The 16123-nt window shown below is 66.0% G+C and carries 18 protein-coding genes; 14 read left to right on the top strand and 4 right to left on the bottom strand.

Annotated features, from left to right (window positions below; translation table 11 throughout):
• The 6 genes from D3880_RS19260 to D3880_RS19235 all read left to right on the top strand — a co-directional run bounded on the left by D3880_RS19260 (window position 1) and on the right by D3880_RS19235 (window position 6166).
• A complete protein-coding gene (locus D3880_RS19260) occupies window positions 1-1206 on the top strand; it encodes a cytochrome c (RefSeq protein ID WP_119895026.1) in 1206 nt (401 codons plus the stop codon).
• A gap of 22 nt (window positions 1207-1228) precedes the next feature.
• A complete protein-coding gene (locus D3880_RS19255; protein WP_119895025.1) occupies window positions 1229-2200 on the top strand; it encodes an XdhC family protein in 972 nt (323 codons plus the stop codon).
• A gap of 539 nt (window positions 2201-2739) precedes the next feature.
• Entirely contained in the window at window positions 2740-3306 is a 567-nt protein-coding gene (locus D3880_RS19250) for a nucleotidyltransferase family protein (protein ID WP_119895024.1), read from the top strand.
• 269 nt (window positions 3307-3575) lie between these two features.
• A complete protein-coding gene (locus D3880_RS19245) occupies window positions 3576-5015 on the top strand; it encodes a cytochrome ubiquinol oxidase subunit I (protein WP_119895023.1) in 1440 nt (479 codons plus the stop codon).
• A 3-nt stretch (window positions 5016-5018) separates the two neighbouring features.
• Window positions 5019-6026, top strand: a complete 1008-nt coding sequence (cydB, locus tag D3880_RS19240) for a cytochrome d ubiquinol oxidase subunit II (protein ID WP_119895022.1) — start codon at window positions 5019-5021, stop codon at window positions 6024-6026.
• Window positions 6026-6166, top strand: coding sequence for a DUF2474 domain-containing protein (locus D3880_RS19235; protein ID WP_119895021.1), 141 nt, complete (start codon window positions 6026-6028; stop codon window positions 6164-6166). Before cydB ends, D3880_RS19235 begins: the two co-directional genes overlap by 1 nt.
• 161 nt (window positions 6167-6327) lie before the next feature.
• Here the strand turns inward: D3880_RS19235 and D3880_RS19230 are convergent, their stop codons facing one another.
• Entirely contained in the window at window positions 6328-7452 is a 1125-nt protein-coding gene (locus tag D3880_RS19230) for a methyltransferase (RefSeq protein ID WP_119895020.1), read from the bottom strand.
• Window positions 7453-7515: 63 nt separating this feature from the next.
• On the opposite strand from D3880_RS19230, the gene D3880_RS19225 reads away from it, so the two are divergent.
• Window positions 7516-8292 carry a ferredoxin--NADP reductase gene (locus D3880_RS19225; RefSeq protein ID WP_119895019.1) on the top strand — a complete coding sequence of 259 codons (777 nt, stop codon included), beginning with the start codon at window positions 7516-7518 and terminating at the stop codon, window positions 8290-8292.
• Between the two features lie 55 nt (window positions 8293-8347).
• On the opposite strand, the gene mscL is transcribed toward D3880_RS19225, so the two are convergent.
• Window positions 8348-8749 carry a large-conductance mechanosensitive channel protein MscL gene (gene mscL / locus D3880_RS19220; RefSeq protein ID WP_119895018.1) on the bottom strand — a complete coding sequence of 134 codons (402 nt, stop codon included), beginning with the start codon at window positions 8747-8749 and terminating at the stop codon, window positions 8348-8350.
• 203 nt (window positions 8750-8952) lie between these two features.
• Here mscL and D3880_RS19215 point away from each other — a divergent pair, with 203 nt between their 5' ends.
• The 3 genes from D3880_RS19215 to radA all read left to right on the top strand — a co-directional run bounded on the left by D3880_RS19215 (window position 8953) and on the right by radA (window position 10945).
• Complete coding sequence (locus D3880_RS19215) at window positions 8953-9195, top strand: HP1242/YdcH family protein (protein ID WP_119895017.1); 243 nt, start codon at window positions 8953-8955, stop codon at window positions 9193-9195.
• Between the two features lie 91 nt (window positions 9196-9286).
• Window positions 9287-9571 carry a DUF465 domain-containing protein gene (locus tag D3880_RS19210; protein ID WP_119895016.1) on the top strand — a complete coding sequence of 95 codons (285 nt, stop codon included), beginning with the start codon at window positions 9287-9289 and terminating at the stop codon, window positions 9569-9571.
• Window positions 9572-9583: 12 nt separating this feature from the next.
• Window positions 9584-10945, top strand: a complete 1362-nt coding sequence (gene radA / locus D3880_RS19205; protein ID WP_119895015.1) for a DNA repair protein RadA — start codon at window positions 9584-9586, stop codon at window positions 10943-10945.
• A gap of 5 nt (window positions 10946-10950) precedes the next feature.
• On the opposite strand, the gene D3880_RS19200 is transcribed toward radA, so the two are convergent.
• Entirely contained in the window at window positions 10951-11319 is a 369-nt protein-coding gene (locus D3880_RS19200) for a PilZ domain-containing protein (RefSeq protein WP_119895014.1), read from the bottom strand.
• A gap of 27 nt (window positions 11320-11346) precedes the next feature.
• On the bottom strand, window positions 11347-11808 hold the full coding sequence (locus D3880_RS19195; protein WP_119895013.1) for a methyltransferase family protein: 462 nt from the start codon (window positions 11806-11808) through the stop codon (window positions 11347-11349).
• 123 nt (window positions 11809-11931) lie between these two features.
• On the opposite strand from D3880_RS19195, the gene D3880_RS19190 reads away from it, so the two are divergent.
• From D3880_RS19190 to yjiA, 4 genes are all read left to right on the top strand, one after another.
• The gene (locus tag D3880_RS19190; RefSeq protein ID WP_119895012.1) at window positions 11932-12438 is read left to right on the top strand and encodes a DUF3015 domain-containing protein; all 507 of its coding nucleotides are present in this window, start codon (window positions 11932-11934) and stop codon (window positions 12436-12438) included.
• Window positions 12439-12593: 155 nt separating this feature from the next.
• A complete protein-coding gene (locus D3880_RS19185) occupies window positions 12594-14660 on the top strand; it encodes a carbon starvation CstA family protein (protein ID WP_119895011.1) in 2067 nt (688 codons plus the stop codon).
• A gap of 57 nt (window positions 14661-14717) precedes the next feature.
• A complete protein-coding gene (locus D3880_RS19180) occupies window positions 14718-14915 on the top strand; it encodes a YbdD/YjiX family protein (RefSeq protein ID WP_119895010.1) in 198 nt (65 codons plus the stop codon).
• Between the two features lie 207 nt (window positions 14916-15122).
• Window positions 15123-16097, top strand: coding sequence for a GTPase (gene yjiA / locus D3880_RS19175; protein WP_119895009.1), 975 nt, complete (start codon window positions 15123-15125; stop codon window positions 16095-16097).
• The last annotated feature ends 26 nt before the right edge of the window (window positions 16098-16123 follow it).

Genomic DNA, 16123 nt, shown 5'->3' with positions numbered 1-16123 from the left:
ATGCGTGCATTCCTTCTCGCCAGCCTGCTGCTGCCGCTGGCGGCCTTGGCTGCGGACGAACAGTTGATCGAACGCGGCAAATACCTGGCGCAGGCCGCCGACTGCGTGGCTTGCCATACGGTCGAGGGCGGCGCCGAGTACGCCGGCGGCCTGCCGCTGGAGTCGCCGTTCGGTACCATCTACGGCACCAACATCACTCCGGACAAGACCCACGGCATCGGCAACTACAGCGCCGAGGACTTCTACCGCGCGGTGACCCAGGGCGAGCGCGCCGACGGCAGCAAGCTCTATCCGGCGATGCCCTACACCTCCTATCACCTGCTCAAGCGCGAGGATTCGGACGCCCTCTACGCCTACCTGATGAGCCGGCCGCCGATCGCCAGGCCCAACCCGCAGACCGACCTGGCCTTCCCGTTCAACCTGCGCTTCGGCCTGGCGTTCTGGAACATGCTGTACAAGAACCGCGTGCAGCTGCAGCCGGCCGACGGCAAGAGCGAGCAGTGGCAGCGCGGTCAGTATTTGGTGGAAGTGCTCGGCCACTGTGGCGAGTGCCACACTCCGCGCAACGCCCTCGGCGCCCTGCAGCAGGATCAGCGCCTGCAAGGCGGGGTGCTCGCCGGCTACCTGGCGCCCAGTCTGCTGGCCGACGACCTGGCCGCGCGCGGCTGGAGCAGCGAGGACCTGACCACCTTCCTCAAGCACGGCATCAGCGCCCAGGGTTCGGTGTTCAACGAGATGTACCCGGTGCTGCACCACAGCAGCCAGTACCTGCCGCTGGACGACCATAAGGCCATGGCCACCTACTTGCTTGGCGACCAGCCGCCGCCGGCCAAGCGCATCGCGGCGCAGCCGCTGGCCCAACTGAGCGAAAGCGCCCAGCAGGGCCGCCAGGACTACCTCAACGTCTGCGCCGGCTGTCACGGTGCGGCGGGTGAGGGCGTCGACCACGTGGCGGTGGCGATGAACGGCAACACCATCGTGCGCCTGGACGACCCGCGCAACCTGCTGCGGGTGATCGACGACGGCATCAAGGAGCAGCAGTTCACCGGCTTCGAGCGCATGCAGCCGATGCCCGGCTTCCACGACAAGCTCAGCGCCGAGCAGATGCGCAACCTGCTCAACTACCTGCGCCAGACCTGGGGCGGGCTGCAGGACGACCTGCCGGCCGAGAGCGTCGCCGCGCTGCGTGGCGCGGCTGCGCACTGACGGGCGAGATTGGAGGGCGGCCATGCAACATCTCGATCTGCTGGTGATCCGCAAGGCGCTGGAGTGGTCCCGCGCCGGCCAGCGCCTGTGGCTGTGCACCGTGCTCGTCACCTACGGTTCGGCGCCCCGTGCGCCGGGTGCGCTGCTGGCGGCCAACGACCAGGGGCAATGGATCGGCTCGCTGTCCGGCGGCTGCGTCGAGGATGACTTTCTCGAACGCCTGGGCGAGGGCGCCTTCGCCGAGCCGGTGGCGCTGGTGCGCTACGGCGACGGCAGCGACCCGCGCGCGCGGATCGAGCTGCCCTGCGGTGGCGTGCTGGAAGTGCTGGTGGAAAACCTCGGCCCCGATTGTGCTGTGCAGGCCTACCTGCGCGAACTGGAAGGCGCGCTCAGTGGCCAGCGCCGGCTAATCCGCGAGATCGACTTGCCCGAGGGTAGCCGTCGCCTGTGCGACGACCGCGAACAGGGTGCGCGGGTCGAGCGCCAGGGCCGGCAGGTGCGCATTCGCGTCGGCGCCGCCCAGCGCCTGCTGCTCGCCGGCTACTCCAGCGTGGCGCAGCTGTGTGCGGAGTTCGCCCAGGCCCTGGGCTTCGAGGTGCTGCTCTGCGACCCGCGCGAGGAAGTGCTGGCGGGTGTCGAGCTGCCGGGCGTGGAGATCCGCCGCGAACTGCCCTCGGAAGTGATCCGCCAGGGCGCCTGCCACGCCGACACCGCGGTGGTGGCCCTGACCCATGACCCGCGCATCGACGACCTGGCGATGCTCGAGGCGGTACGCAGCGAGGCCTTCTACATCGGCGTGATGGGCTCGCGGCTGACCAGCGCCAAGCGCTTCGAGCGCCTGCGCCGGGTCGGCGGCCTGAGCGAGGCGGAGATTGCCCGAATCACCGCGCCCATCGGCCTCAACCTGGGCAGCAAGACCCCGGCGGAGATCGCCCTGGCGGTGCTGGCCGATATCCTGCGGGTGCGCAACGGCATTGCCCGCGGGGCGGTGTAGGGGCGCTGGCGTGTCGGCTGCAGAGGCGTTGTAGGGTGGCGTTGAGCGCAGCGATACCCACGCGTGGCGGGGCTCGTGGCGCAGGCTTCTGCATGCATAGTGGGGGCGAGATGATGGGTATCGCGCTGCTCAACCCATCCTACGAACTGCCCTCTCCCCAACCCTCTCCCATAAATGGGCGAGGGGGCTGGTTTGCGTGATGTGCGATTGAGTCGGGCTCCTGAGCGTGCTTGCCGGAGGGTGAACTGTTGTAGGTTGGTGTTGAGCGCAGCGATAGCCAACGCACGGCAGTTGTAGGGTGGATGTCGCCTTTTACATCCACCGGCTTTTCTGGTGGAAAACGCTTCGCGGTTTTCCACCCTACATTTACATCCTGGCCGTATCGGCGTAGCCCGGTTGCAATTCGGGATGGGGCTCCCCGGCAAACCAGGATTGCAGTCGGGCTATAGTAGATTCAGGCCCGGTCACCCCTCGCCCGTTCACGGGAGAGGGGCCGGGGGAGAGGGCCGGTTTATTCACCAGCATCCGTGAGGCAACCCATGCCCCAGGTCATCGCCTTGCTCCTCGCCGCCGGCTGCGGCAGCCGCTTCGGCAGCGACAAGCGCCGCGCCACCTTGCCTGACGGCCGCTCGCTGCTGGCCGCCAGTCTGGCCAATGCGCGGCGGGCATTCAGCGAGGTGCATGTGCTGCTGCGCCCCGAGGACGATCCCGCGGCGCTGGGCCTGCCGGCGGACTGCCCGCTGATCCGCTGCGCCGACGCCGAACTCGGCCTCGGCCACAGCCTGGCCGCCGGCGTGCGCGCGTTGGCCGGGCGGCGCAGCCGGGCCCTGGCCATCCTGCTCGGCGACATGCCCTGGGTCGCCGAGTCCAGCCTCCTGCGTCTGGCCCAGGCGGCCGACGCCGAGCGCATCGTGTTTCCGCTGTACCGGGGCGAACGCGGCCATCCGGTGCTGTTCGGCCGCCGCTACTGGCCGGCGCTGCTGCGCCTGACCGGCGACCAGGGGGCCAGGGCCGTGATGCTCGCCCATGAGGAGGCCTGGCTGGGCATCGAGGTAGACGACCCCGGCGTGCTGCGCGACGTCGACACGCCGGCGGATCTGGCTTGACGCGCCGGGCGCTGTGGCAGGCCGTCGCGTGACAATCGGCCACAGCGGCAATCAACCACAGCGGCAGGCGCTCGGCAAAGCGCTACGCTTTCCCTATTGATTGATCCACGTCAAAACCGCCACTTGGTTTTGCGTGCAGGCCGTTTTGGCCTGACCCCCGCAACCCAACGCCAGCCGAACAACAACTCCCCCGGCACGGCACTCCATTGGAGTGCGTGGTCTGTGCGCCTGTGCGCCAGACCAGCGTATAACCTGATCGAGGAGCTCCCATGTTCGGCCTAGAAGCCCTAGACCTGGCGCGAATACAGTTCGCCTTCACCATCTCCTTCCACATCATCTTCCCGGCCATCACCATCGGCCTGGCCAGTTACCTGGCGGTGCTGGAGGGGCTGTGGCTGAAGACCGGCGAGGAGGTGTACCGCGACCTCTACCATTTCTGGTCGAAGATCTTCGCGGTCAACTTCGGCATGGGCGTGGTCTCCGGCCTGGTCATGGCCTATCAGTTCGGCACCAACTGGGGCGCCTTCTCGGATTTCGCCGGTTCGGTCACCGGCCCGCTGCTGACCTACGAGGTGCTCACCGCGTTCTTCCTCGAGGCCGGCTTCCTCGGCGTCATGCTGTTCGGCTGGAACCGCGTCGGCCCCGGCCTGCATTTCTTCGCCACGGTGATGGTGGCCATCGGCACGCTGATCTCGACCTTCTGGATTCTCGCCTCCAACAGCTGGATGCAGACCCCGCAGGGCTTCGAGATAGTCGACGGGCGGGTGATCCCAATCGACTGGTTCGCGGTGATCTTCAACCCGTCCTTCCCCTATCGCCTGCTGCACATGGCTACGGCGGCCTTCCTCGCCACCGCCTTCTTCGTCGGTGCCTCGGCGGCCTGGCACCTGCTGCGCGGGCGTGACAACCCGGCGATCCGCAAGATGCTGTCGATGGCCATGTGGATGGCCCTGCTGGTGGCGCCGGTACAGGCCTTCATCGGCGACCTGCATGGCCTCAACACCCTCGAGCACCAGCCGGCGAAGATCGCCGCCATGGAGGGCCACTGGGAAAACCATCCCGGCGAGGCGACCCCGCTGATCCTGTTCGGCTGGCCGGACATGCAGCGCGAGGAGACCCGCTTCAAGCTCGAGGTTCCCTACCTCGGCAGCCTGATCCTGACCCACAGTCTGGATAAGCAGGTGCCGGCGCTGAAGGAGTTCCCCAAGCAGGACCGGCCCAACTCGACCATCGTCTTCTGGTCGTTCCGGATCATGGTCGCCCTCGGCCTGCTGATGATCCTCTGCGGCCTGTGGAGCCTGTGGCTGCGCTGGCGCGGCAGCTTGTTCCAGGCGCGGCCGTTCCTCCATCTGGTGCTGTGGATGGGGCCGTCCGGGCTGCTCGCCATCCTCGCCGGCTGGTTCACCACCGAAGTCGGCCGCCAGCCCTGGGTGGTCTATGGCCTGATGCGCACGGCGGACGCCTCCTCCGGACAGAGCCTGGCGCAGATGAGCCTGACCCTGGCGCTGTTCGTGCTGGTGTATTTCGTCCTGTTCGGCGCCGGCCTCGGCTACATGATGCGCCTGGTGCGCAAGGGCCCGATCACCCACGAGGGCAAGCAGCAGGGCATAGGCGGTCCCGGCCAGCAGCGCACGCCGGCGCGGCCGCTGTCGGCGACGGAAGAGGGCATGGACGATGACGACAACGGTAATTCCGAGGCGAGGAGTTGAACCATGGGCATCGATCTCTCTCTGATCTGGGCCATCATCATCGTCTTCGGCGTGATGATGTACGTGGTGATGGATGGCTTCGACCTCGGCATCGGCATCCTCTTCCCCTTCGTCAAGGACGACGGCGAACGCGATGTGATGATGAACACCGTGGCGCCGGTCTGGGACGGCAACGAAACCTGGCTGGTGCTCGGCGGTGCGGGGCTGTTCGCGGCGTTCCCGCTGGCCTACTCGGTGGTGCTGTCGGCGCTCTACCTGCCGATCATCTTCATGCTCATCGGCCTGATCTTTCGCGGCGTGGCCTTCGAGTTCCGCTTCAAGGCGCAGGCGCACAAGCGCCATATCTGGGACAAGGCGTTCATCGGCGGCTCGCTGGCGGCGACCTTCTTCCAGGGCGTGACCCTGGGCGCCTACATCGACGGCATTCCGGTGGAGAACCGCCTGTATGCCGGCGGGGCGCTGGACTGGCTGACGCCGTTCTCGCTGTTCTGCGGCCTGGCGCTGATCGTCGCCTACGCGCTGCTCGGCTGCACTTGGCTGATCATGAAGACCGAGGGCCGCCTGCAGGAGCAGATGCACAACCTCGGCACGCCGCTGGTGTGGGCGGTATTGCTGGTCACCGGCATCGTCAGCATCTGGACACCGCTGGCCCACGAGGAGATCGCCCGCCGCTGGTTCAGCCTGCCCAACCTGTTCTGGTTCCTGCCGGTGCCGCTGCTGGTGCTGCTGTGCACCTTCGCCCTGCTGCGGGCGATCCAGCGCTACGCCCACTACGCCCCGTTCATCCTCACCCTGGTGCTGATCTTCCTCGGCTACAGCGGCCTGGGCATCAGCCTGTGGCCGAACATCATCCCGCCGGCGGTGAGCATTTGGGCGGCCGCCGCACCGCCGCAGAGCCAGGGTTTCACCTTGGTCGGCGCGCTGTTCATCATCCCCTTCATCCTCATGTACACCGCCTGGAGCTACTACGTGTTCCGCGGCAAGGTGACCCCGGATCAGGGCTACCACTGATGAACCGCACCGAGCAGAAACCGCTGTGGCAACGTCTGGCCTGGCTGCTGGCGATCTGGACCGCCAGCGTGCTGGCCCTCGGCGCGGTGGCCTGGCTGCTGCGCCAGGTTATGAATGCCGCGGGGTTGAGTACGCCGTGACGCGTAGGATGGGTTGAGCGAAGCGATACCCATCGGTGCGGGTTGATGGGTATCGCAGGCTCAACCCATCCTACGTTGCTCGGAGTGGCTGGGGAGCGTGGCGGTGCCGGCGTGAGTCACCCCTCGCCCGTTTACGGGAGAGGGGCCGGGGGAGAGGGCGCTTATTTGCGTGCCCTGAGCACCACGAACTTGGGATTCGCCGCCACCTGCTCGACGCCGCGGAACAGGCGCTTGAGCTTGGCGTGGTAGCCGAGATGGCGATTGCCGACTATCCACAACTCGCCGCCGGTCACCAACGCCGCGCGGGCCTGCTGGAACATGCGCCAGGCGAGGAAATCGCCGACCACCTGCTGCTGGTGGAACGGCGGGTTGCACAGCACCAGGTCGAGCGAGTCCGCCGCCTGCTCGGCCAGACCGTCGCCGGCGCGGATCTCCACTGCGCGCTCGCCCAGCGCCGCGCGCCAGTTCTCGCGCGCCGACTGCACCGCCATATAGGACTCGTCGACCAGCGTCAGCCGCGCCTCGGGGTTGGTCAGCGCGCAGGCGATGCCGAGCACGCCGTTGCCGCAGCCGAGGTCGGCCACCCGCGCCTGGCCCAGTCCGCTCGGGAGATGGGGGAGAAAGGCACGGGTGCCGATGTCCAGGCCTTCGCGGCAGAACAGGTTGGCGTGGTTGACCAGCTCCAGCGCCGGCTGCTCCAGGCGGTAGTGGCTCGGGTAGGGCGAGCGCGGCGCCGGTTTGTCCTGTGGGGTGGCGAACAGCAGGCGCGCCTTCTTCACCGCCAGCGAGGCCTGCAGCGGGCCGATGTACTGCTCCAGCAACTCGCCGGCGGCGCGCGGCAGGTGCTTGACCATCGCCGCGGCGATCACCCGTGCGCCGGGCGCCAGCTGGCCGTGCAGGCGAATCAGTTGCTCCTCCAGCAGCGCCAGGGTCTTCGGCACGCGGATCAGCACCCAGTCGAACGGCCCTGCGACCGCTTCACTGGCCGGCACGAAGCGCACCGCCTCGGAGGCCAGCTGGTTGGCGGCGAGGTTGTGCGCCAGCGCCAGGGCACCGAGGTGCGAGTCGCCGCTGCTGGTCACCCGCGCGTGGGGCGCCAGGCTGCAGGCCAGGGCGCCGAAGCCGTCGTTGAGCAGCAGCACCCGGGCGTCGGCGCGCAGACCCTGTTCGTGCAGATGGCTGAGCAGGTATTCGTCGGCGGCATCGAAGGCCTGCAACGGGTCATCGCGTTGCGGCGGCTGGCGGTGCAGATCGAGGCTGGCAAAAGGCGTACTGAATATAGGCATAAGAACCGGCGGTGTTTCCCGGCGCCTATTTGCGCCAGACTGGAAGAAGAAAGGAGCGAAAGTATGACCGCCAGCGAAGAGAAGTTCACCCGTCAGACCCTGCTCGAAGTACAGCCGCTGACCCCCAGCCTGTTCACCCTGCGCACCGGCCGTGATCCGGGCTTCCGTTTTCGCGCCGGCCAGTTCGCCCGTCTGGGGGTGAGCAAGGCCGATGGCAGCCTGGTCTGGCGCGCCTATTCGATGGTGTCCTCGCCCTATGACGAGTGTCTGGATTTCTTCTCCATCGTCATCCCCGGCGGTGAATTCACCAGCGAGCTGAGCCGCCTGCGCGAGGGCGATCGGCTACTGGTGGACAAGCAGGCCTTCGGCTTCCTCACCCTCGACCGCTTCGTCGACGGCCGCGATCTCTGGCTGCTCGGCACCGGCACCGGGCTGGCGCCGTTCCTGTCGATCCTCCAGGACTTCGGGGCGTGGGAACGCTTCGAGCGCATCATCCTGGTCTACAGCGTGCGCGAGGCGCGTGAACTGGCCTATCAGGAGCTGATCGCCGGCCTGGCTCAGCGCGATTATCTGGCCGAGTACGCGCACAAGCTGCAGTACATTCCGGTGGTGACCCGCGAGGCGCACCCCGGCGCCCTGGGCCAGCGCATCACCACGCTGATCGAGAACGGCGAACTGGAGCGCGCCGCCGGCCTGGAGCTGAGCGCCGAGCATTCGCGGGTCATGCTCTGCGGCAACCCGCAGATGATCGAAGACACCCGCGCCGTGCTGAAAAAGCGCGACATGCACCTGAGCCTGACCCGTCGCCCCGGGCAGATCGCGGTGGAAAACTACTGGTGAGTCAAGGCAAAACGGCGCCCGAGGGCGCTGTTTTGCCTTTCCAGGTCCTGCCGAGCTACTTGTTTTGCTGCGCCTTGAGCAGGTCGCGGATCTCGCTCAGCAGTTCCTGATCCTTGGTCGGTGCCGCCGGCGCGGCTTCCTCGGCACGCTTGAGCTTGTTGATCACCTTGACGCCCATGAAGATCGCGAAGGCGACGATCAGGAAGTCCAGCACCGTCTGGATGAATTTGCCGTAGCTCAGCACCACCGCGGGGATGTTGCCCTCGGCCGCCTTGAGGGTGATGGCCAGGTCGGAGAAGTCGACGCCGCCTATCAGCAGGCCGATCGGCGGCATGACGACGTCGCCGACAAAGGACGAGACGATCTTGCCGAACGCCGCGCCGATGATGATCCCCACCGCCATGTCGACGACATTGCCTTTGACCGCGAAGGCTTTGAATTCGCTGAGTACGCTCATAGGTTGACTCCCTGTTTTTTGAATGAGGTGGGGGCAGTGTAATCCAGCACCCGCGCGGTTGCGGCGTGAGCGGCCGGGATTGGCGGGTGAAATTGCCAGGATTGGCGGTTGTCACGGGCGTTCAGGTGGATTTCGTCGGCGCGTGCGGGCCTTCGCGCCTGACTGGTCTAGCCTGAAAGGACCACCGTTGAGGAGGGCCGATCATGCCGCTCGAACACCACCCGTTGACCCGCGAATTTCCTCAATATCAGAGCCAGCTCCGCACCTTGCTGCAGAGCAACGCGCAGTTTTCCCGTCTGGCCCAGGACTATCAGACCCTGGATCAGCAGGTGTATGCCGCCGAAGATGGCCGCCAGCCGCTCGATGACCTGACGTTACAGGGGTTGAAACTGCAGCGCGTGGTCTTGAAGGACCAGATCGCCAAGCTGTTGCAACAGGCGGGCTAATAGTTCGCTTGCTATTGATTGAGGTCAACTGCGGGGGCGGCGCAAGTGGCTAGGCTACCCAGCATCCGAATCTTCTTGTGGGAGTCGCGCCATGCCCTTCAAGCTGCGTACCTTCGATCCCGTTGTACCGCGCAAGGCCATCGCCCGGCAGCAGGAGCGGCTATCGCGCCTGCAACAGCAGTTCGAGGCGGTGGACAAGCATATCTTCCGCGTCGAGAACGGCATCGAATCGCTGGAAAATCTCAGCCTGGCGGCGCTCAAGCTGCATCGCAGTGGTCTGCGCGAGGACATCGACCGGCTGCTCAGCAGTTCGCGGGGCCGCCTTCAGAACCAAGCCGAGGAGAAAAGCGCTGGTATGATGCGCGCTTTCGTCTGACGGAGTGGTTCCATGGCCAAGGCCAAGCGCATCTATGGCTGCACGGAGTGCGGCGCGACGTTCCCCAAGTGGGCTGGACAATGCGCAGAATGCGGGGCCTGGAACACCCTGGTGGAGAGTATCGAGCCCGCTGGCGAGAGCGCCAATGGCCGGCTCGGCTGGGCTGGGCAACAGGCGCAGATCAAGACCCTGGCGCAAGTCAGCGTCGAGGAGATGCCACGCTTCTCCACCGCCTCGGCGGAGCTCGACCGGGTGCTCGGTGGCGGCCTGGTGGATGGCTCGGTGGTGCTGATCGGCGGCGATCCGGGCATCGGCAAGTCGACCATCCTCCTGCAGACCCTGTGCAACATCGCCACGCGCCTGCCGGCGCTGTACGTCACCGGTGAGGAATCGCAGCAGCAGGTGGCCATGCGCGCCCGCCGCCTGGGCCTACCGGAAGACCAACTGAAGGTGATGACCGAGACCTGCATCGAGGCCATCATCGCCACCGCCCGCGTCGAACAGCCCAAGGTCATGGTAATCGACTCGATCCAGACCATCTTCACCGAGCAACTGCAGTCCGCCCCCGGCGGCGTCGCCCAGGTGCGCGAGAGCGCGGCGCTGCTGGTGCGTTACGCCAAGCAGAGCGGTACGGCGATCTTCCTGGTCGGCCACGTCACCAAGGAAGGCGCACTGGCCGGCCCGCGCGTGCTCGAACACATGGTCGACACCGTGCTGTATTTCGAGGGCGAATCGGACGGCCGTTTGCGCCTGCTGCGCGCGGTGAAGAATCGCTTCGGCGCGATCAATGAACTCGGCGTGTTCGGCATGACCGACCGTGGCCTGAAAGAAGTCTCCAACCCTTCGGCGATCTTCCTCACCCGCGCCCAGGCGGAAGTGCCCGGCAGCGTGGTGATGGCCACCTGGGAAGGCACCCGGCCGATGCTGGTGGAGGTGCAGGCACTGGTCGACACCAGCCACCTGGCCAACCCACGGCGCGTCACCCTCGGTCTCGACCAGAACCGCCTGGCCATGCTGCTGGCCGTGTTGCACCGGCACGGCGGCATCCCCACCCATGATCAGGACGTGTTCCTCAACGTGGTCGGCGGGGTCAAGGTGCTGGAAACCGCCTCGGACCTGGCCTTGATGGCGGCGGTGATGTCCAGCCTGCGCAATCGGCCGCTACCCCATGACCTGCTGGTGTTCGGCGAGGTCGGCCTGTCCGGCGAGGTGCGCCCGGTGCCGAGTGGTCAGGAGCGTCTGAAGGAGGCGGCCAAGCACGGCTTCAAACGCGCCATCGTGCCCAAGGGCAACGCGCCGAAGGAGTCCCCGAGCGGGCTGCAGGTGATTGCGGTGACGCGCCTGGAGCAGGCGCTGGATGCGCTGTTCGAATAACGCCGCTATTCCTCGCTGAGCGCTGCGAGGTCGCGCTCCAGCAAGGTTTGATCGCCGAGGTTGAGTTCCACCAGGCGACGCAGGTGGCTGATCGAATCGAGGTCGATGTGCTGGCAGACGAAGCCGAGCAGGTCGCCCTCGCTGCGCGTCAGTGCCACTTCCATGACGACTTGCACATCGCTGGCCAGTTGGATGCGCGCCATGAACGGCAATGCGGGGTTGCCGGCCCAGTCCTGCGGGCGCTCCACCAGCAGGCCGTGCAGCGACAGGTCCTGCAGTGCCGCGCGCCAGCGGCGCTCGCCCTGGCTGATTTCGGTACTGGCGTCGAAGGCGACGCGGTGGAAGCGGCGGCGCTCCCGGGTTGGCTCACTCATATCCGTACTCCTGAATCGTCGCGTCCACTATAGCCAGCGCCGCACGCGGCGGCGATAACGCCGATAGCTATCGCCGAACAGCTGTTCCAGTATCTGTTCCTCGTGCACGATCACGCCGCGGTTCATGGTCAGGATCAGCAGCGGCAGGGCGATCCACGGCCACCAGCTGTGCAACAGCAGGCCGATGCCGCAGTAGATCAGGTTGAAACCCAAGTAGATCGGATTGCGCGAATAGCGGAACGGGCCACTGGCGAGCAGGCGTTTGGGCTTCTTGTAGGGGTTGATGGTGGTCTTGTGCTGGGCTAACGCCAGCGCCGACCAGGCGGCCAGCAGGATGCCGGCGTCGATCAGGCCCCAGCCGAGGTAGCGGGTCCAGACGTTTTCCCCCAGTGGCAGCGGCAGCAGGGCGCTGAGGGCCCAGACCAGGGCGATGAAGATCAGGTAGATCAGCGGCGGAGCAAGGATGATGCGGCCTTCGCGGGTCGACATGGCGCCTCCTGGCAGAACGATCAGACCCAGTTTAGCGCTATTGTCGCCCGTGGTTTGACAGCAACAGAAGTGTCGCCAAAGCTCCTAGTGCAGTTTTTCTGTCATTTCCCGCGGAGCGCAAACATGGATAAGCGACTGCTGAGCAAAGGTTTGATGATCGGCGCGTTGAGCCTGGCCAGCCTGGCCGCCCAGGCCAGTGAGGCCGGTGGTAAAGGGTGCGGCTGGGGCAACATGCTGTTCGAAGGTCAGCGCGGACTGTTCCCACACCTGATAGCGACCACTACCAACGGTACTTCCGGCAATGCCACCTTCGGCCTGACGTCGGGCACCAACGGCTGCGACTCCAGTGTCAAGCTGGGTTACGGTGGGCGTTCCTGGTTTGCCATGAACGGCATGCTCGACTCCATCGCCGAGGATATGGCGCAGGGCCAAGGCGAGGCGCTGGATGCCTACGCCGTCCTGCTCGGCGTGGAGAAGGCTGACCGCGCGCATTTCGCCAAGGTTACCCAGCAGAATTTCGGCACCATTTTCCCCCGTGCCGATGTCACCAGCGAGCAGGTGCTGACGGCCACCTTGGAGGTCATGAGCCGCGACGCGCAACTGGCACGCTACGCCAAGCAACCGGCCTGACCCGCACGCAGGCATACCCCAAGCCGGGCTCGCCCGGCTTTTTTATGCCTGCGGTTTGGCTGTCCAGAGGCTCTAGACCAAGGTCTGATGGCTGATTCCACTGAGCCGGCTAAGCTTAGGCGGCAGCCTGTCTGTCCATCCGTTTGGAGTCTTCCATGAATAATAACAACAGCGTCCTGCGCCACATCCCCTGGATCGTGCTGGCGATAGTGGGTGCTTGTGCCTTGGGTGTCGTGGCCCTGCGTCGCGGTGAAGCCATCAACGCGATTTGGATAGTGGTGGCGGCCATCGCCATCTATCTGGTTGCTTACCGTTATTACAGCCTGTTCATCGCCGAGAAGGTGATGCAGTTGGATCCGCGCCGCGCCACGCCGGCGCTGCTGCACAACGATGGTCTGGACTACGTGCCGACCAACAAGCACGTGCTGTTCGGCCACCACTTCGCCGCCATCGCCGGCGCCGGACCGCTGGTGGGACCGGTGCTGGCCGCGCAGATGGGCTACCTGCCCGGCACCCTGTGGCTGATCGCCGGCGTGGTGCTGGCCGGTGCGGTGCAGGACTTCATGGTGTTGTTCATGTCCACCCGCCGCAACGGCCGTTCGCTGGGTGACATGGTCCGTGAGGAGATGGGCCAGGTGCCCGGCACCATCGCCCTGTTCGGCTGCTTCCTGATCATGATCATCATCCTCGCGGTGTTGTCGCTGATCGTGGTCAAGGCCCTGGCCGAGAGCCCCTGGGGCATGTTCACGGTGATGGCGACCATCCCCATCGCGATGTTCATGGGCGTGTACATGCGTTACATCCGTCCGGGCCGGATCGGCGAGATCTCGGTGGTCGGCGTGGCGCTGCTGCTCGGCTCGATCTGGCTGGGCGGGCAGATCGCCGCCAGCCCGGAGTGGGCGCCGGTGTTCACCTTCACCGGGGTGCAGATCACCTGGATGCTGGTGGGTTACGGCTTCGTCGCCGCGGTGCTGCCGGTATGGCTGATCCTGGCGCCGCGTGACTATCTGTCGACCTTCCTCAAGATCGGCACCATCATCGCCCTGGCCATCGGCATCCTGATCGTCCTGCCTGAGCTGAAAATGCCGGCGCTGACCCAGTTCACCGACGGCACCGGGCCGGTGTGGAAAGGCACACTGTTCCCCTTCCTGTTCATCACCATCGCCTGTGGCGCGGTATCCGGCTTCCATGCGCTGATCAGCTCCGGCACCACGCCGAAGCTGCTGGCCAGCGAGTCGCATGCCCGTTACATCGGTTACGGCGGCATGCTGATGGAGTCCTTCGTCGCCATCATGGCCATGGTTGCCGCGTCGGTGATCGAACCGGGGATCTACTTCGCCATGAACAGCCCGGCGGCGATCGTCGGTGCCGACGTCACCAGCGTGGCGGCGACCATCAGCAGTTGGGGCTTCGCCGTCACGCCGGAAATGCTCACGGCCACCGCCAGGGACATCGGCGAGAACACCATCCTCGCCCGTGCCGGCGGGGCGCCGACCCTGGCGGTGGGCATTGCCCACATCCTTCACCAGGTGTTGCCGGGTGAGAACACCATGGCCTTCTGGTACCACTTCGCGATCCTGTTCGAGGCGCTGTTCATCCTCACCGCGGTGGACGCCGGCACCCGTGCCGGGCGTTTCATGCTGCAGGATCTGCTGGGCAACTTCGTGCCGGCGCTGAAGAATACCGAGTCCTGGGGCGCCAACGTGGTCGCCACCGCCGGTTGCGTGGCGCTGTGGGGCTGGCTGCTGTATCAAGGCGTGATCGACCCGCTCGGCGGCATCAACACCCTGTGGCCGCTGTTCGGTATCTCCAACCAGATGCTCGCCGGCATCGCGCTGATGCTCGGCACCGTGGTGCTGATCAAGATGAAGCGCCAGCGCTATGTCTGGGTCACCCTGGTGCCGGCCCTCTGGCTGCTGATCTGCACCACGGCCGCCGGCCTGATCAAGCTGTTCGATCCGAACCCGGCGGTCGGCTTCATCGCCCTCGGGCAGAAATACAGCGACGCCCTGGCCGCCGGCCAGGTGCTGGCCCCGGCCAAGGACATCGGCCAGATGCAGCATGTGATCTTCAACGCCTACACCAATGCCACGCTCACCGCGCTGTTCCTGCTGGTGGTGTTCAGCATCCTGCTCTATGCCTTCAAGGTCGGCTTGGCGGCCTTGGGCAAGGGCGAGCGGAGCGACCGGGAAAGTCCGTTCCAGCCGATTCCAGAGGCGTAAACTGGTGCGGCACCCGGCCAATCGGCCGAGTGCCGCACCCTCATGAGGTAGCCGGATATGTTCAATGACCTCAGCCGCTTGGGTAAGTACCTGGGTCAGGCGGCCCGCCTGATGGTGGGCATGCCGGACTACGATAACTACGTCGAGCACATGCACAAGACCCATCCGGACCTGCCGGTGATGAGCTACGAGGAGTTTTTCCGCGAGCGTCAGGAGGCGCGTTACGGCGGCAGCAAGGGCTTTCGCTGTTGCTGAAAGTGGTTGTTTGTAACTCACGCGCCACGCCTCGTCGTGGCGCGTTGCTGTTGTAGGTTGGGTTGAGGAGCGTAGCGACGAAGCCCAACGAGCAGGGATGGCTGCAACACCGTGGCCAGGCTCGCGCCCCGTCGTTGGGCGGCGCGGGCTCAGCCCAACCTACGAAATCTCCCCAACATGCAGGTCGCCAAACCTTCAGGAATCCCCATGCCCCATCTGCCCATTCCCGTCACCGTGCTCAGCGGCTTTCTCGGTGCCGGCAAAACCACCCTGTTGCGCTACCTGCTCGAGGCCGAACACGGTCTGAAGCTCGCGGTGATCGAAAACGAGTTCGCCGAATCCGGCATCGACAGCCAACTGCTCGGCGACCAGCCGGTGCAAGTGCTGACCCTGGCCAACGGCTGCGTGTGCTGCAGCATCCTCGGCGACCTCGAGCGTGCCCTGTATCTGCTGCTCGAGCGCCTGGACAGCGGCGAGATCGCCTTCGACCGCTTGGTGATCGAATGCACCGGCCTGGCCGATCCGGCGCCGGTGGCACAGGCCTTCTTCGTCGACGAGGAGTTGCGTGAGCGCTATGTCCTCGACGGCATCATCACCCTGGTGGACGCCGCGCATGCCGACATCCACCTGCAAGAGGCCATCGCCCAGGCCCAGGTCGGTTTCGCCGACCGCATTCTGGTGAGCAAGACCGACCTGGTCGCGCCGGCCAGCTTCGCGGCGCTGTCCCAGCGCTTGCAGCGGATCAATAGCCGCGCGCCGATCCGCGTGGTCGAGCACGGCCGTATCGACCTGGCCGAGCTGCTCGATGTGCGCGGCTTCAACCTGAATGCCGAGCTCGGCCCGAACCTCAACCTGCGTCCGGCGGTGCCCGCCGGAAAGAATGCCGATCGCATCGCCACCCTGGTGCTGCGCAGTGAACAGGCGCTGGACATAGACCGGCTCAGCGAATTCATGAACGCGCTGCTGGAGCAGCACGGCAGCTCTCTGTTGCGCTACAAGGGCGTGCTGAGCATCGCTGGCGAACCGCGCCGCCTGGTATTCCAGGGCGTGCTCAAGCTCTATGGCTTCGACTGGGACAGCGAGTGGGGCGCCGCTGAGGCGCGTGAGAGCGTGATGGTGTTTATTGGTGACAATCTGCCGGAGGAGCAGATCCGCCAGGGCTTCGCCGCCGTCGTGGCATGAGTCCATCACCCGCAGTCCGTAGGATG

Source organism: Pseudomonas cavernae (assembly GCF_003595175.1).
Classification (GTDB): Bacteria; Pseudomonadota; Gammaproteobacteria; order Pseudomonadales; family Pseudomonadaceae; genus Aquipseudomonas; species Aquipseudomonas cavernae.
The sequence above is the reverse complement of the archived record's forward strand: the minus strand, read 5'-3'. Positions and strand labels throughout refer to the sequence as shown.

What these genes read in the sequence shown, in the direction of transcription:
- D3880_RS19260 (WP_119895026.1), top strand. Translation starts at nt 1, where the DNA reads ATGCGTGCATTCCTTCTCGCCAGCCTGCTGCTGCCGCTGGCGGCCTTG.
- D3880_RS19255 (WP_119895025.1), top strand. Translation starts at nt 1,229, where the DNA reads ATGCAACATCTCGATCTGCTGGTGATCCGCAAGGCGCTGGAGTGGTCC.
- D3880_RS19250 (WP_119895024.1), top strand. Translation starts at nt 2,740, where the DNA reads ATGCCCCAGGTCATCGCCTTGCTCCTCGCCGCCGGCTGCGGCAGCCGC.
- D3880_RS19245 (WP_119895023.1), top strand. Translation starts at nt 3,576, where the DNA reads ATGTTCGGCCTAGAAGCCCTAGACCTGGCGCGAATACAGTTCGCCTTC.
- cydB (WP_119895022.1), top strand. Translation starts at nt 5,019, where the DNA reads ATGGGCATCGATCTCTCTCTGATCTGGGCCATCATCATCGTCTTCGGC.
- D3880_RS19235 (WP_119895021.1), top strand. Translation starts at nt 6,026, where the DNA reads ATGAACCGCACCGAGCAGAAACCGCTGTGGCAACGTCTGGCCTGGCTG.
- D3880_RS19230 (WP_119895020.1), bottom strand. Translation starts at nt 7,452, where the DNA reads ATGCCTATATTCAGTACGCCTTTTGCCAGCCTCGATCTGCACCGCCAG.
- D3880_RS19225 (WP_119895019.1), top strand. Translation starts at nt 7,516, where the DNA reads ATGACCGCCAGCGAAGAGAAGTTCACCCGTCAGACCCTGCTCGAAGTA.
- mscL (WP_119895018.1), bottom strand. Translation starts at nt 8,749, where the DNA reads ATGAGCGTACTCAGCGAATTCAAAGCCTTCGCGGTCAAAGGCAATGTC.
- D3880_RS19215 (WP_119895017.1), top strand. Translation starts at nt 8,953, where the DNA reads ATGCCGCTCGAACACCACCCGTTGACCCGCGAATTTCCTCAATATCAG.
- D3880_RS19210 (WP_119895016.1), top strand. Translation starts at nt 9,287, where the DNA reads ATGCCCTTCAAGCTGCGTACCTTCGATCCCGTTGTACCGCGCAAGGCC.
- radA (WP_119895015.1), top strand. Translation starts at nt 9,584, where the DNA reads ATGGCCAAGGCCAAGCGCATCTATGGCTGCACGGAGTGCGGCGCGACG.
- D3880_RS19200 (WP_119895014.1), bottom strand. Translation starts at nt 11,319, where the DNA reads ATGAGTGAGCCAACCCGGGAGCGCCGCCGCTTCCACCGCGTCGCCTTC.
- D3880_RS19195 (WP_119895013.1), bottom strand. Translation starts at nt 11,808, where the DNA reads ATGTCGACCCGCGAAGGCCGCATCATCCTTGCTCCGCCGCTGATCTAC.
- D3880_RS19190 (WP_119895012.1), top strand. Translation starts at nt 11,932, where the DNA reads ATGGATAAGCGACTGCTGAGCAAAGGTTTGATGATCGGCGCGTTGAGC.
- D3880_RS19185 (WP_119895011.1), top strand. Translation starts at nt 12,594, where the DNA reads ATGAATAATAACAACAGCGTCCTGCGCCACATCCCCTGGATCGTGCTG.
- D3880_RS19180 (WP_119895010.1), top strand. Translation starts at nt 14,718, where the DNA reads ATGTTCAATGACCTCAGCCGCTTGGGTAAGTACCTGGGTCAGGCGGCC.
- yjiA (WP_119895009.1), top strand. Translation starts at nt 15,123, where the DNA reads ATGCCCCATCTGCCCATTCCCGTCACCGTGCTCAGCGGCTTTCTCGGT.